The organism is Acinetobacter sp. 1542444, assembly GCF_000581835.1.
GTDB lineage: Bacteria > Pseudomonadota > Gammaproteobacteria > Pseudomonadales > Moraxellaceae > Acinetobacter > Acinetobacter pittii.
The window spans coordinates 481,600-497,871 of record NZ_JEYA01000001.1 but is presented as its reverse complement, the minus strand read 5'-3'; the positions used below and the strand labels follow the sequence as shown (position 1 = coordinate 497,871).

Genomic DNA, 16,272 nt, shown 5'->3' with positions numbered 1-16,272 from the left:
AAAGGCACTCGAAAGTGCCCTTAACGACATAACTTTACGCTTATGAAACGTGTTGAATCCCTTGAGGAATCGCCTGTAATAGTCGTTTAGTATAATCATGTTGAGGATGTGCATAGAGTTCATCTGAATTGGCTATTTCTACAACCTCGCCGTGATTCATGACCATGACCTGATCAGAGATATATTTCACAACCGATAAGTCATGTGAAATAAAGATATAACTCAGCCCAAACTCATCTTGTAAGTCTTGTAATAAATTAAGTACTTGTGCCTGAACTGAAACATCCAAGGCCGAAACGGATTCATCACAAATCAAAATTTCAGGCTTTAGCGTTAAACAGCGTGCAATGGCAATACGTTGACGTTGTCCACCTGAAAACTCATGTGGATATCGGTAGTAAGCTTGTTCAGGCAGATTCACTCGCTCAAGCAGTCCCAGCGCAATTTGTTTGCGCTCAGCATCATCTTTACCAATGTTATGAATTTGCATAGGCTCTAATAAAATCTGTCCAATGGTAAAGCGTGGATTAAGAGAGGCATATGGGTTTTGAAAGATGATCTGGATTTTACGTTGATATTTAGCAAACTCTTTTTCAGTTAATGAAAGAATATCTTTACCTTCGATGAAAGCCTGCCCACCAGATGCCTGATGTAAGCGCATGAGTAATAGCCCAACAGTCGTTTTACCTGATCCAGACTCTCCGACTAAACCCAAAGTTTTTCCCTTAGCCAGCTTAAAAGAAACTCCTTTTACGGCCTGAAACTCTTCTTTGCCAAATAGACCCTTACGACTATAAAAGCTTTTTTTCAGGTCTTTTACTTCTAAGATGATTTTCTCATCACCAATTAAGCCACGTTTGCGCTCGGGAATTTCTGAAGCATCAAAACTTTGTTCGATCAATACATCGTCTTCTTGACGCATAAAATCGCTCGTCACAGGCAAACGATAAGGTCTTTGTGACATTTGCGGGCGACAATAGAGCAAAGCTCTCGTATATACATCTTTAGGCTGTTCAAGAACCTCTTCAGCAGCACCTTGCTCTCTAATCTCACCATGACGCATCACAATAACTTTATCTGCAATTTCACCAACCAATGCTAAATCGTGGGTAATAAAAAGCATCGACATTTGACGACGTTTACGTAATGACTCGAGTAAATCAATAATTTGCTTTTGGATCGTTACATCAAGTGCCGTAGTCGGCTCATCGGCAATGAGCAGTTTAGGCTCACACGCAATCGCCATTGCAATCATGACACGTTGCTGTTGACCACCCGAAAGTTGATTTGGATAAGCGTCAATTTTAGTTTCAGGTGAAGGAATACCTACTTCTTTAAGCAACTCTAGAACGCGTTGTCGAGCCTGTTTACGGCTCAACCCCATATGCAAACACAACACTTCTGCAATTTGGTTGCCAACTGTAAAAACAGGATTTAATGATGACATCGGCTCCTGAAAAATCATCGCAATATCTTTACCACAGATTTTGCGCATATCTTTACGAGATAAGCTCAATAAATCTTTGCCTTCAAATATAATTTTACTTTGCTCATCAATTTTACTCTGACCTAAAGGCAGCAATCCCATAGTTGCCAAAGAAGTAACCGATTTACCACTACCCGACTCACCTACTAAAGCAACCGTAGTATTTGCAGGAATATCAAAAGTAATTCCTTTTACGGTTTGAATATATTGCTTATCTTCACCTTTAAAACTTACTCGTAAATTTTTAACATGCAGTAACGGTGCTTTCTTATTTTCTTGTTCTAACATTTGACCTTCCTCTTATTTTAGTTTTGGATCTAATGCATCACGAAGTGCATCAGTAAACATTGAAAATGCCGTTACCAAAACAGCCATTGCGACAGAGGCTGCTACAAGCTGCCACCATTTGCCTAAAAGAAGTTCACTTTGTGCTTCATTTAGCATACTCCCCCAAGACACTACGCCTACTGGCACACCGAAGCCTAAGAAACTCAAGATGACCTCAGATTTAATGAAAGACACCACCAGAATTGACATTTGGACCAAAGCGATATGGCTGACATTTGGGAAAATATGAATGAACATACGGCGGAAGTGACCAACACCAATTGCTTTGGCAGCAAGAACGTATTCACGTGCAGTGTGTTTCATATATTCAGCACGAATTAATCGATAAACACCCGTCCAGCCCGTTAAACCTAAAATCAGAACAATAGACAAAATACCTTTTTGTTGAAGTACTGCAGCAATCGCGAGAACTAATAACAAATATGGAATTGAGGTAAAAATGTTATAAAACCAGTTGAGAATATCATCAACCCAACCGCCGAAATATCCAGAAATTGCGCCTAAAAGTGTACCAATTCCTACTGCAAGTAAAGCCGATATCACCCCAACAATAATTGAAGTTTCAGCACCTTTAATAGTTTTCTTTAAAACGTCCTGTCCCCATTTATCAGCTCCAAACACAAGGGTACTTTTCAGTTCTGCTTGTTGATCAAGTAAATGTCCTCCAAGTTGCTGATCGATCGCTTTCATATCATCAGCTAAAGGGTCAACTACACCATAATAATCAATTGCACTTCCCGCACTCTTTTCTTGTTTAATTTCAGCCTTAAGCTTGTTAATTACATCTTTTAAAGGATCAACTGGATTTTCTGGTAATTCTTCTTCAATCGCTGCTGCATTTTGTCCTGCACCTGTTGTCTTGTCTGCGCCGATAAATGTAGGTGGTGCATAACTTACTGCAACCTCTTTATTCCAGTCAGATGCAATCACGCCCGTCATTGATAGAAACAAGATAATAAAATAAAGCAATACAATCACTAGCGATGACATTGCGATCTTGTCGGCCCGAAGACGACGCATGGCAAGTTTCCACAGGCCAGATGAATGAGCTTCGGCTTTTGTTTGTTGTTTTCTTTTTGATAAAACGCTCAGCATAGCCCACCTACTTCAACTGTACACGTGGATCAACCACTTTGTAGACCAAATCGGCAATCAGGTTAAAAATCATGGTTGCAGCTGCGATGTAAACTGTAATTGCCTTAATAACAGGAAAATCACTCCGCTCAACTGCAATAATCACCTCTCGACCAATTCCGGGAATACCAAAAAAACGTTCAATTAAAAATGCGCCTATGAGCAATGCAGGTAAAGTTGACATCACATCGGTAATAATAGGAATTGAAGCATTACGTAGTACATGTACACCTAAGATTCGGCTTTCACCCACACCTTTAGCCCGTGCTGTTCGAACATAGTCCTGATTAATTTCATCAAGCACGAAACTACGATATAACCGTAAAGTCGGTGCAATACTCACCACCAGCATGATTAGAATTGGCAGTAAGGCAAACTTAAATAAGTTATCAGTAAAAGTGTCGCTCCAGCCTTGCACAGGAAACCAACTTAGCTGATAAGCCAGAACATATTGAAAAACGATAATGTAAACTAAGATGCTGATCGACATGCCAATAGTACATAGCATCATGACCATACGGTCGGTTAGAGAGCCTCGTACCGCAGCAACAGCTAATGCCAAAATAATTGAAATAACCGTCTGTAAAATAGTCAGTGGGATTAAAAGCGTAAGCGAGGGTCCTAATCGGGTTAAAATAATTTGAGAAACGGGTTCGCCGGTACTCCAACTTGCACCATAGTCAAAAGTTAGTATTTGTTTAATGAAAATCCAGAGCTGAACGTAATAAGGCTGATCGACACCTAACTGCTTACGAATGTTTTCGATCTGCTCAGGATTAGACATCTTGCCCGCTAAAATATAAGCAGGATCGCCACCTACCCAGTTAAAAAGAATAAAAATAAGTAAGACTACCCCCAACATCGTTGGAATCATCTGCCATAACCGCCGAATAACATATGCCAGCATAGTGATAATTCCTTATTTAACCCGTTGTCCGGTAATTTCGTTAAAGAATGCTTTATTGTCAGGATCACGACCGAGGAAATCTTTAACTAATTCAGCTGCTGGTTTTTGGCTACCTTGCGATAAGATCGTTTGACGGTAACGTTGCCCTACTTGCGGGTTATTAAGGTTGTCCCCATAAGCAGAAAGCATGTCTAAAGCTAAAACCTCAGACCACATATAGCCGTAATAACCTGCTTGATAACCGCCCATCAAATGCCCAAACTGCCCAGGAAACTCTGTTGTTGGTACATAACCCAAAGCTGTAGCAGCTTCCATTTTTTGCCAATTTTCTAAAGGTTTCACTTTTAATGCATCAGCAGTATGCAATGACATATCGTACTGTGCATAAAGGGTCTGACGGGCATAACGCAAGCCACGACCATAGTTATGTACAGCTTTTAAACGGGCAATTAACTCATCGTCAACACGTGGGCAGGCTGGATCACAATAATCAGCCACTTTAGATAAAGTCTCTTTACGGCGTGCCCACTCTTCATACATTTGAGATGGTGCTTCTACAAAATCACGCTCTACGGATGTTCCAGACTGACTCGCATAACGTGTATTTGACAAAATGCCATGTAAAGCATGACCAAACTCATGGACAAACGTTTCAAGCTCATCGCTATTTAGCCCTTTACGATTAAAGTTCGTAACTAGGGCTGAAACTGGTAAGCGGTTTGTTAATGTACTACCACCATATACTCCCCAAACAGCGGCATGGCCATACTTCCCTTCACGAGGGAATTTATCCATATATAAGCCACCAAGGAGTTTTCCTGTCTTCTTATCAACTACATCGTAATATTCAACTTCGTCCTGCCATGCTTTAACTTTGACAGGTTTAAAATCAATACCATAAAGGTCAGATGAAATAGCAAACAACCATTTTTGAGCAGCTAAGGTTGGAAAATAATCACGAAGTTTTTCCTGATCGATCTGATATTTACTCTTACGAAGCTTTTCACTCCAGTAAGCTTCACTCCAACGTGTGATCTCGGTTTTTTCTAATGGTGTTTTTAATGTTTGTGCTTTAAATTCACGGAGTTCTTCTACTTCTTTGCGTTCTAGTGGTGCTACTGTTTTTTGTACTTCTGCCAAAAACTGATTTACAGCTTCGGGCGTTTTTGCCATGCGGTCTTTTAAAACCCAATCTGCATAACTTGCTTTTCCAAATAACTGTGCAAGCTCATAACGCAAATCAATTGCCTGTTTGAGTAGTTTTAAATTTTGCTCAGTACCCCGTCGAGTAAAGGCAATTTGATATCTTTTTCGAGCATCATCATTATCTGCCAACTCCATAAAAGGACGATACTCTGGATATTCAAAACCTAATAAATAATTACCTTTAGCATTTTTCTTTAATGCTGAAATATAACTTTGAGGTAAGCCTTTCATCTCTTCAGGAGTAAACTCAAGTTTCTCCGGATTATCGCGGACATTACGGGCATATTCTTGTTCGAGTTTGGTCAACTCATCCAGAATAGCTTTCATTCGTGCACGTTTTACTGGCTCAAGTTGAACACCTGTGTCTTCAAACTGATCTAAGATATCTTGACGATATTTTTGGTCTATCGGATCACTAGCTTTTGTATTCTTAATGACGTTATATAATTTTGAATTTTGAAATATATCAGTATGAAACTGATTAATTTTGATTTCACAGTCTTCTGCTGCCTTACGTAACTTTGCATCTGGGTCTACGTTACTATATAGACTTATAGGACCTGAGAAATCTTCAAAATGCGCAAAAACTTTATCCCATTTTGCCAATATAGGTGCCGCTGCTGCATTATCTTTAACAGGTGTTTTTTCAAAATTTGAAATCTCTTTCTGAATCTTTTTTAAATTCGCATCACACCATGCTGGAAGTTGTTGTGCTTTAAGTAATGGCAAAATAGGACGTGTTGTCTCTGCCATTGCAAACTGACTTACACCTATGGTCAACATACATAAAGTTGTCATTTTCAGTGCATTATTTTTCATCGTATCTCCAATTTTTTTTCATTTAATGATTAGATTTAGTATTTGTATCAATATCGAAATACATCCACTCTGCATGTAAAATTGGATGCTTCTTATATCCAATGATTTTTGGTTGAGCCAGCATATTCCGGTAGCGTGCATAAGAGATTTGGACAGGCATATATACTTCTAATAACCGTGTCATTTTTCGATAAAGTGCATCTCTCTCAGGACCTGCTTGCATTTGTTGCGTTTGGCGATACAACTGATCAAACTCTGGTGTAGAACCACAAGACCAGTTCGTCATATGTGTATTAGGTCCATAAAAATTCTGCATAAAATTATCCCCATCTGGATAATCGGCTATCCATGCAGAAGACCCGAACATCCCGTCGCATTGTTTTTGCGCACGAATAAGATCTGCAAAGAGCATGGGTTTAAAGACCATACGGATATTCAAACTATCAAAATTTTTCTTCCAGAGCTCAGCGCTTTGCTGCCCAATACTGTCACTACGCGCCATATATTCAATGACAAGAGGTTTTCCGTCTGGTTGTGTACGCCAACCTGAGGCATCTTTTTTATAGTGATATCTATCTAATAGTAAATTTGCTGCTTTCACCGAATATGGAGTACTGGTTCTGTATTGAGGGTCATTACCCACTACACCTGATGGAATTGGAAAATGTAGACGCTCTGCATCATCATTTCTTACTAGTTTAATTTCTTGATCTATTGAACGAGACATCGCAATCGCACGGCGTAAAGCAATTTTTTCTTTACTCATTCCACCAACGACTGGATTTTTAAGATTCCAATAAATATAGCTAATTTCGGGGTCAACAATGCGAGATAACTGCACACCTTCTTTAGCAAGTTCAGGTCTTAATTTACCGTCTTTAACTGCTTTTGCGACCAGTTGACCTTCAAGCTGAAATATATCAACCTCACCACGTTGAAATGCTAGCCATCGTGATTGGTTTTCTTCCATCACCTGAATATCAATTGTGCCTATTTGAGGCATTTTTTTACCTTTAAGGCGCTTCACAATTGCCTGATCTTCAGGACTGCTGGCAGTAAAGTTCCAAGTAAAGCCGCGATAATCAGGATTCGCTTTCAAAACAATACGCGATGCTGGTACCCACTTGCTCAGCACATAAGGACCTGTACCTACAGGGTGGCCCATTACATAACCTGCTTTGTCTTTATACTTTTCGATGACTTCGCGTGCTACCGCACCTGTCGGATCATGGGCCAGTAATAAAGGAAAGTTATAGTCTGGTTTTACTAACCGAATCACCAAAGTGTACTTATCAGGTGTTTGTAAACCACTTACATTTTGATCGTAATTAAATTTTCCGGATTTATTAGCTGCTTTGACTAACGCATCCATACCTTCAATTTTGTTTTCTAATAGCCAGCTATTTGGAGAGCGCAGATTCGGGTCCAATAAACGCTTAAAAGAATACGCATAATCATTGGCTGTTAATTCTCTAGGTTTGCCTTTAAAAACAGGGTCTGGCGTAAAATAAATTCCCTTTTTAATGCGAATGGTATAGGTCAAACCATCGGCACTGACTTCTGGCATAGCGGTTGCTATTTGCGGAATAAGTTTTGCCGGCCTTGCTAAATAATCATAGGTATATAGAGTTTCAAATATCGAAGTGGTTACATGCGCCGAATATAAATCATGGATATAAGCCGGGTCGAAACCTGTCTCAGCTGTTGGAAATACGTAACGTAAAACTTTATTCGGATCGGCTGGGCTTTTCGCAAAAATACTTGTAGATCCCGTTAAGGCCATACTAGCGAATAGCAAGCTGATACTACAATGCTTGAGCTTTTGTTTTAAATTTTCAGTCATCATGATCTTTATCTAAAATTATTTTTTAATAGGAGTAATATCAAGATATTGCCAGTTTGTATTCATCATAGGATGAGGTTTAAAACCCTGAACTTGTGGCCGTACTAACCAGTTACGAATTCGAGTTACATGAACAATCCATGGGTTATCAGCTTCAATCTGGCGATTGAGCTTTTCATAATATGGTAGACGTTGTTGCGGTGGTAAATGAATGGCCTGAGTATAAAGAGCATCATACATTTTGGACTGATAACAAGCATGGTTTCCCTGTCCAGCATTTGGTCCATATAATAATTGTGCAAAATTATCTCCTTCGGGATAGTCAGCAATCCACGCCCCACTCCAGATCATATATTTACATTGAGTTGCGGCTTTTAAGTTATCTGCAAAATTACTCACCTTAAAGTCAGCTCGAATGCCAATCGCATCTAAATTCTTTTTCCAAAGTTCAGAGTGAATAACTGATGCTGAGCTATTTTCTGTATTGATTTTTAAAATTAAAGGTTTCCCGTTTGGCTGAGTTCTATAACCATCAGCACCTTTTTTATAACCATAATAATCAAGTAATTTATTTGCTAGCAGCGGGTTGTACGCTACGCTACTTTTATACTTTGGATTATAACCATTCACACCTTCAGGTATAAACATTTCAGCCCGAACAGCTTGCCCTTTATAAGCCTGTTTTATACTTTCTTTTTGGTTGTATGACAAAGTAATTGCTCTACGTAGAGCTATCTTTTCTGGACTAAAACCTCCAATCACCGGATCACGCATGTTCATCATCGTATAGGTAATCTCGGGGTCTTTATTTGGATAATGTTTAATTCCTCTTTTCTTGAAAGAGGCTTTGAGTTGATTTCCGTCTAAGGCTTGAGGAACGGCATCTGCTGTAAGTTTGTCAAAATCTAATTGACCCGACTGAAAAGCTAACCATCTTGACTGTTGTTCTTCAATAATACTGACCACCACCTTTCCAATTTGTGGCATTTTCTTTCCAGACATTTCCTTAACAAGTTGGTTATCCCAAGGTGTTCCTGTCGACTTAAAGTTCCAAACGAAACCACGATAATCAGGATTGGCAACTAACTCGACCTTACTTCTTGGTACATATTTACTTAACATGTAAGGGCCTGTACCTACGGGATGCATACCAATACGGTCACCGTAATAATCGACAACCTCTTTAGCAACTCCGCCAAAAGTAATATAGGCAAGAATATAAGGGAAATTATAGTCTTGGCGAGTTAAGGTAAATTGTAAAGTATATCGATCAAGTGCTTTGACTCCTGCAATTGGAGCAGCATAATCAAATTTTCCAGTTTTCTTTGCTTGGGCTACAACCGCATCGGCACCTAGTAACTTACCATCAATGAATGAAACAGACGGTGCTCTATTTTTAGGATCTAGAATCCGTTTAATTGTATAGACGTAGTCTTCGGCTACTAGCTCACGGCGTTTACCTTTAAAAGCGGGATCATTGGTAAAATAGATACCTGGCTTAATTTTAAAAGTATAAACTTTACCGTCTTGTTCCACTTTAGGCAGACTCTCTACTGTATAGGGAGCTAACTGTAATGGACGTGCCAGATAGTCATATTTGAGTAAAGGCTCAAAAATTGCCTCAGCAATATTAGCACTATAGAAATTGGTAGTTTTAACCATATCGAAGCCATCATCTGGAGCTTCATAGGCAACATGCAAAATTTTGTTTGGTTGTGCTGGTGTAATTGCGTAAGCACAAGGAACTGATGTAATAGCCAGACTTAAAATGGCGAGCTTAAAAAATTTTAATTTCAAGTTCATACCCACGTAATTAGTTTTTTAAAAGATATTATCCTTTTGAGTAACATCTAAATCTGCATAAGAAAAGTTCTTTTTCAACAGATAAGCCTATTTGGGTTTAATTCTTTACTTTTCTATAAGCGTTTTTATTTGAACAAATGGAAAAACAAAGTCAAAAACCCAATCTTTTGTAACTACTGAAAATAAAGCGAATTTCATGCCATTTATTAATATTCATCACAAAATAATTAATAATATTAGAAATTCATATTTTTATTAGGTACTTAAAATGGTTTGAACTATATAAATAAAAGTAACTTTTTGCCAAATATTATATTTGCATATGTTAATCATCTAATACCTTAAATGCACAAATAAAATACATTAATGACACATTATGATTCATATTGAGAAAAGCCAAATTAACAAATAATTATAAAATAAGCAATTGATTTAAAATAAAAAACATAACAAAACTCGACATTACAAATAGTATAACATTACATATAAAAAGGTTCTAAAACGATACATTTTTATTTATTAAGCATGTGAAGAGTCCAGCAATGTATATTTTTTATACAAAAAAATTTGAAACTTTTGGCCAGCGTTCAAAAATTTTCCAAACGGAAAATTTATTTTTGTTTAATAAAAGATGAATCTTTATGCTGAACCATAATAAAATCAATATATATCAATATTTTGCATAAACTAAAAAAAGAAAAATATATAGTTGGCACTTGCTTTGCTTAAAAACTTTCCAGCAATATCGCTAACGACAACAAAAAGGGATCAAATCCACGATGAAAAAAAAATACAATGTTCGATCTCAGGCAACCCCCAAGATCAGCAAAACAATTCTTAAATTAAGCACCCTTAGTTTAAGTATGATGTGTCTTACCCTGACACAGGCAGCAGAAACTGAAAAATCAAGTACTGATGAAAAACCAACAAAAGTCGTAAAAGTTGCCGTTACAGGTTCTTCAATCAAAGGAGTTGCGGCACAAAGTGCTTCACCCATTACCATCGTAAAAGTTGATGAAATCTTAAAACAAGGGGTAACAACAACAGAGGAAGCATTAGCAAAGATCAGTGCAAACCAATCAAGTTTTGTTACTGCTCAAAATGTAGGTGCTAGTGGAACGGTAGGCTCAGCAGCTGACCTCCGAGGAATTGGTGCCAATAAAACCTTAATCTTACTTAATGGTCGTCGTTTAGCTGCAAATGCTTATGATAGTGGCGTTACCAACTTAAATATTATTCCGCTAGCTATGTTAGACCGTATTGAGGTCTTACGAGATGGCGCATCAGCAATTTATGGTACAGATGCAATTGGTGGTGTAATCAACTTCATTACTAAAAAACAATTTACTGGTTTAAACATCAGTGGAGGTTTGACACAACCAGAGCAAAATGGGGGGGATACACAAGATGTAAGTGTATTTGGTGGTTATGGTGATCTTGATGAAAATGGCTTCAATATCTTTGGTGTCGTTGATTATCGACATGGCAACGATGTTATGGCTAAAGATCGTAAAGTTAGTAAACGCGGAGGATTATTACCAGAGTTAGGTATTACAAAAGGTAGCAGTGGTAGTTTTCCTGCTAACTTTTATGACACAAAAACTGGTACCGAAGGAAACCCATATGCAGCTACAGGCTGTGGAAGTAATCCGCTCGTGTACGCTCAAGGTGGATTCTGCCGTTATAACAGTCAAGCAGTGATTGGAATTGTTCCAAAAACTGAAGATATCTCAGCATTGGGGCGTGCTACTTTTAAGCTAAATGACAATTTAAATGCTGTAGCAGAATATGTTTACGCACGTAATGAAATTACTACTTCTGTCGCTCCAGACGTTTTCTTCGATTTAACATTGAATCCTGATAGTAAATATTATCCAGGTAATGGAATTACACCTGCTATGAATAAAGTCAGTGGCCCACTTGAACTTTATATTCGTTCTCAAGCTGGTAATCGTGTTAGTTCTAGTATTAATGAGTCACATCGTGTATTCGGTGGTCTAGAGGGTGAAGCATTCGGTTGGGATATTAATACTGGTGTTACTTATGCTCATAGCGAAGCGGAAGATCGATTAAACAGTGGGTATCTTAACTACAACAGAACTCAAGAAGCTTTAAATAATGGTATTTTAAACCCATTCGGTCCACAAGCACCAGAAGATGCAGGCTTATGGGATACATTAGGAGTAACTGGTGCTTATTTAAAAGCAGATGTTGATTCAACTACTGTTGATTTCACTGCTAGTCGACCTATATTTACATTACCAGCAGGTGACGTTGGTTTTGCAATAGGAGCTAGCTATCGCCATGATGAATGGACCTCAAACGTGGTGTCTGAAGTGGCTAGTCAAGCACCAAGTACAGGGGGTGATCCTGATGAACCTACAAATAAAGGAAAAAGAGATATTAAAGCAGTCTTTACTGAACTGCATATTCCATTACATAAAACATTAGAAGCTCAACTTGCAGCCCGTTACGATGATTACAGTGATTTCGGAGATACGTTTAATCCTAAATTCGCACTTCGCTGGGAACCAATTAAACAATTAATGTTTCGTACCTCTTATAGCACAGGATTTAGAGCACCAACTTTATGGGAAGTAAATGCTCCTAACTCTATAACAAATACTTCAGCTTACTATAATGATCCTGTACTTTGTCCGAATGGCCCTCCTAAAAATCCAGGAGATACTCTTCCACCTGGTGGTGTTGCCAGCCGTGATTGCGAAACCCAATTTGACCGCAAAAATGGAGGAAATAAAGATCTTGACCCTGAAGAATCAAAATCATTTACTGCTGGCCTAGTTCTTGAACCAATTAAGAATTTAGTTCTAACCTTAGATTATTTTAATATTGAAGTTGAAAATCAAATTGCTGCATTACCTGAGAGTGATATTTTTAACAATCCAACAAAATATGCCGACAAGTTCGTACGCAACCCAGATGGAACGCTTAACCATATCATTACTACACAAGACAATATGGGTGATTTAAAAACTTCTGGTGTCGATGTAAGTCTAAATTATATAACCCCAATGACAGCAACAGGTCGATTTGGTTTTGGAATTGATGGAACTTATGTCATTAAATATAAATATCAAAATGAAAAAGATGGAGAATGGATTAGTAGTTTAGGAGCATATGTTGGAGATGCTCCAATTATTCGTTGGAAACATACTGCTAATTTATATTGGAATTACCAAAACTGGGGTGTAAATTTCCAACAACAATTCACTCGTGGTTACGATGACCAAAATTCAAGTTCTTCTGTTGCGGAAGGTTATCGTGATCATAAAGTAAGCGACTATACAATTTATAATATTTCAGGCACATACAAAGGCTTTAAAAATCTAGAAGTTACAGCAGGTATTAAGAATATCTTTGATGAAGACCCTCCTGCTTCAAATGTTGGTGACAACTTCCAAATGGGGTATGACCCACGTTATGCAGATCCTTTAGGACGTACTTACTTTGTACGAGGTACATATAAGTTCTAAATGGTTGTTCTGCAAACATGCCTTTAAACATTGTGTTTGCAGAACAAATACTCATTCTTAGCCAAACAGTCATTTTAAAAATTGTTTGTCTACAGTTTCAGGAGTAACTATGGGCATGACTTTTACAGACATAGAAAATAAATCTGCCAAACGCCTAATTGGTATTGCTGCAGTTATTTTTCTGCATCTTCTTGTTGCCTATATTCTGATGTCAGGTTTAGCAAACAATATTCAAAAACCAGCAGAAAAACCTGTGGAATTACAAATTATTCAGGATATTAAGCCGCCTCCTCCACCAAAGCCGGAAGAGCCGAAACCAAAGGAAAAACCGCCTGAGCCACCAAAAATGGTAGAAAAAGTTGCCAAGGTTCCTGAGCCGCCTAAACAAGTAGAGAAAGTAGCAACACCGGTACAAAAAACGACACCAGTGGCTCAACCGACTAAAGCGGCTACCCCAGCTCCTGCGGCACCTAGTACCCCATCACCAAGCCCTGTTGCCGCACCTGCTCCAGTGGCTGCTGCGCCAGCCCCCAAACCAGCTGGTGTAAGTCGTGGTGTTTCAGAGGGTTCTGCTGGTTGTGAAAAACCAGAATATCCACGAGAAGCACTTATGAATGAAGAACAAGGGACAGTGCGTATACGTGTTCTGGTTGATACATCCGGCAAAGTTATTGATGCCAAAGTAAAAAAATCGAGTGGCAGCAAAATTTTAGATAAAGCGGCAACTAAAGCTTACAGCTTATGTACGTTCAAACCAGCAATGAAAGATGGTGTACCTCAGCAAGATTGGTATGAAATTGAATATCCATTTGTAATTGAATAAACAATTGAATTAGCAAGAAATTAAAAAATATTGGAGATATATGATGAAAAAATCAACTCAACCTTTAGTTCGTTTCGCTTCTGCAAGTCTAATCGCAGCTTGCTCGTTACTTCCATTAAGCTCAGTTTTCGCAGAAGAAACAAGCAATACTCCTGTGGCCACAGCAACTACTGAAGCTACATCAAGTACAAATACTCCAACTCCACCACCGAAACCCGCAACGAGTGAAACTGTTAAAAACCCTTATGGCCTAGAAGCCCTTTGGCGCGAAGGTGATTTAGTTGCTAAGTCTACTTTATTTATATTAGTACTCATGTCGATTGGAACCTGGTACATCATCATCTCTAAACTATTGCAGCAAGGTAAAGTCAAACGCCAAGGCAAAGAAGCTGAAAAACACTTTTGGGAAGCGACTTCCCTTGATAATGCTGCAGAAGGTTTAGAACAAAGTAGCGCTTATCGCTTTATTGCAGAAAAAGGCATTAATTCAACTAAATCACATGGCGGTTCTTTACTTGAACGAATCGATTTTAATACATGGGTGAGCATTTCAATTCAACGCGCAATTGAGAAAATACAAAATCATTTAGGCGGTGGTTTAGCCTTTTTAGCAACAGTAGGTTCTACTGCACCATTTGTTGGTCTTTTTGGTACTGTATGGGGAATTTATCACGCATTAACAGCCATTGGTATCTCAGGTCAAGCATCTATCGATAAAGTTGCAGGCCCCGTTGGTGAAGCTCTGATTATGACAGCGATTGGTCTTGCAGTCGCAGTACCTGCTGTACTTGGTTATAACTGGCTTACACGCCGTAATAAAGCAGTTATGGAAAATGTCCGTTCATTTGGTTCAGATTTACACGCGGTTTTATTAAGTGGAGAAATTAATACCAATAATTCAGTTAATCGCAGTATTAAATAATCGGGAGCAAACATTATGGGTATGAGTGTTGGTTCTGAAGATGATGATGAAATGATTGGCACAATTAACACGACACCTTTGGTTGATGTCATGTTGGTTTTACTTATTATTTTTCTTATTACTATTCCGGTAGTCACACATACGGTTCCAGTGAAACTACCAGAAGAAAAAAATACTCCCTATGCAACCACGCCTGAAAATATTCAACTCTCAGTAAATAAGAAAGGCGATATTTTCTGGAACGAAAGTTATGTGCCTAGTAAAGAGATATTGCTGGCAAAACTGCAAGCAGTTGCACAAAAAAGACCTCAGCCAGAAGTTCATATTCGGGGTGATCAGCTTACCCATTTTGAAGCGATAGATCAGGTCATTAGTACGACCAAAGAAGCTGGTATTGGCAAAATTGCTTTTGTTACTACCCCTCCAGCCTCCCCGTAATTAACTTAAGGAGAATTTTATGGGTCTGAATGTCGGTTCAAATAATGATGACGATGTGATGTTAGAAGTCAACATGACACCTCTTATTGATGTCATGTTGGTACTCATTATTATGTTTATTATTACCATACCTGCACCAAACAACGCGATTAATATTAATTTGCCAAATGGCACACCGCCACCAACAAATGAAAAGCCACCTGAAGTGATTGATGTAAGAATTGATGCAGCAGGCAAAGTATTTTGGAATAACCAAGAAGTTTCTGACCGAAAGGCGCTAGAGACTTTATTTCAAGGTGTTGTTGCTAAAAAAGATCAAGACCAGATCAAACTCAAACCAGACCAGATGGCTGAATATAAGAATGTAGCGATGGTCATGGCTACAGCACAGCGTTTAGGTGTCACTAAAATTGGAATTGTGAGCAGTAACTAATATTGCTTTTCAATATATTTAACTCTATTAACTCCTGCGCTAACTTGAATCTTCAGTTAGCGTTTTTTTGAAGCGAAATATTCAACTCTAAAATAATATCTCCACGCTCATCATATTCTCCAGTTTCTATAAAACCCATTTTCTTATAAAGTTTTCCAGCAATGTTATTAGAAGATTTATACATCGTTCTAATTCGTTTAGCTCCTTTTGCAGCCATTTCATCAATTGCCATTTGCAATGCTTTGGTACCATAACCTTTGGCTTGATGATCTTTGCCAATCATAAAACGAAACAACCAAAATAATGTCTCATCAGGTGGGTCAACTTCGACACAGTACATTAAGAATCCAATGACTCTATCATTTGAACAAATCACTCGTGGACAGTAATGTTCTTCCACTTTAGACTCAGCAATAGAATATACATTTGGTGCAACATAGTCCTTTTGATATTCATCCAACGACAACTTTGCACATAGAATCCAATTCTCACGATTAAGATTTTTTAAGTTAATCAATCTCAAAACCTTTTAGCTATAAATTCCCTTCCTATAAGCACAAAATATACCGAAAATAAAAAAAGCCTCCGAAGAGGCTTTTCTCAAAACAGGATGAAA

General features: G+C 38.3%; 12 protein-coding genes and 1 pseudogene. 6 read left to right on the top strand and 7 right to left on the bottom strand.

The annotated features are described in order from the left end of the window. Nucleotides 1-40: 40 nt before the first annotated feature. From J580_RS06775 to J580_RS06750, 6 genes are read right to left on the bottom strand one after another with little or no spacing between them, the layout of a single operon-like run. Nucleotides 41-1,774 (bottom strand): ABC transporter ATP-binding protein, encoded by a 1,734-nt coding sequence (locus tag J580_RS06775; protein WP_032003541.1) that lies wholly within the window; start codon nt 1,772-1,774, stop codon nt 41-43. A 12-nt stretch (nt 1,775-1,786) separates the two neighbouring features. Next, nucleotides 1,787-2,929: an ABC transporter permease gene (locus J580_RS06770; protein WP_032003540.1), complete on the bottom strand. Its 1,143-nt coding sequence runs from the start codon at nt 2,927-2,929 to the stop codon at nt 1,787-1,789. Between the two features lie 7 nt (nt 2,930-2,936). Beyond that, nucleotides 2,937-3,875 carry an ABC transporter permease gene (locus tag J580_RS06765; protein WP_000881922.1) on the bottom strand — a complete coding sequence of 313 codons (939 nt, stop codon included), beginning with the start codon at nt 3,873-3,875 and terminating at the stop codon, nt 2,937-2,939. A 12-nt stretch (nt 3,876-3,887) separates the two neighbouring features. Further along, nucleotides 3,888-5,900 (bottom strand): M3 family metallopeptidase, encoded by a 2,013-nt coding sequence (locus J580_RS06760; RefSeq protein ID WP_032003539.1) that lies wholly within the window; start codon nt 5,898-5,900, stop codon nt 3,888-3,890. Nucleotides 5,901-5,922: 22 nt separating this feature from the next. Next, nucleotides 5,923-7,746, bottom strand: coding sequence for an ABC transporter substrate-binding protein (locus J580_RS06755; RefSeq protein ID WP_081403551.1), 1,824 nt, complete (start codon nt 7,744-7,746; stop codon nt 5,923-5,925). Between the two features lie 15 nt (nt 7,747-7,761). Further along, a complete protein-coding gene (locus J580_RS06750) occupies nt 7,762-9,552 on the bottom strand; it encodes an ABC transporter substrate-binding protein (RefSeq protein WP_081403550.1) in 1,791 nt (596 codons plus the stop codon). Nucleotides 9,553-9,683: 131 nt separating this feature from the next. Here J580_RS06750 and J580_RS23505 point away from each other — a divergent pair. From J580_RS23505 to J580_RS06725, 6 genes and pseudogenes are all read left to right on the top strand, one after another. Next, nucleotides 9,684-9,805: pseudogene (locus J580_RS23505) on the top strand (hypothetical protein). A 520-nt stretch (nt 9,806-10,325) separates the two neighbouring features. After that, on the top strand, nt 10,326-13,040 hold the full coding sequence (locus tag J580_RS06745; RefSeq protein WP_032003536.1) for a TonB-dependent receptor: 2,715 nt from the start codon (nt 10,326-10,328) through the stop codon (nt 13,038-13,040). Nucleotides 13,041-13,149: 109 nt separating this feature from the next. Beyond that, the gene (locus J580_RS06740; protein WP_005069504.1) at nt 13,150-13,863 is read left to right on the top strand and encodes an energy transducer TonB; all 714 of its coding nucleotides are present in this window, start codon (nt 13,150-13,152) and stop codon (nt 13,861-13,863) included. 40 nt (nt 13,864-13,903) lie between these two features. Continuing rightward, nucleotides 13,904-14,785 (top strand): MotA/TolQ/ExbB proton channel family protein, encoded by an 882-nt coding sequence (locus J580_RS06735; protein ID WP_075382891.1) that lies wholly within the window; start codon nt 13,904-13,906, stop codon nt 14,783-14,785. A 15-nt stretch (nt 14,786-14,800) separates the two neighbouring features. Continuing rightward, nucleotides 14,801-15,223, top strand: coding sequence for an ExbD/TolR family protein (locus J580_RS06730; protein WP_002118000.1), 423 nt, complete (start codon nt 14,801-14,803; stop codon nt 15,221-15,223). 19 nt (nt 15,224-15,242) lie between these two features. Beyond that, the gene (locus tag J580_RS06725) at nt 15,243-15,656 is read left to right on the top strand and encodes an ExbD/TolR family protein (protein WP_032003534.1); all 414 of its coding nucleotides are present in this window, start codon (nt 15,243-15,245) and stop codon (nt 15,654-15,656) included. 52 nt (nt 15,657-15,708) lie between these two features. Here J580_RS06725 and J580_RS0103925 read toward each other — a convergent pair whose 3' ends face one another. Further along, a complete protein-coding gene (locus J580_RS0103925; protein ID WP_017386839.1) occupies nt 15,709-16,173 on the bottom strand; it encodes a GNAT family N-acetyltransferase in 465 nt (154 codons plus the stop codon). Nucleotides 16,174-16,272: the final 99 nt, after the last annotated feature.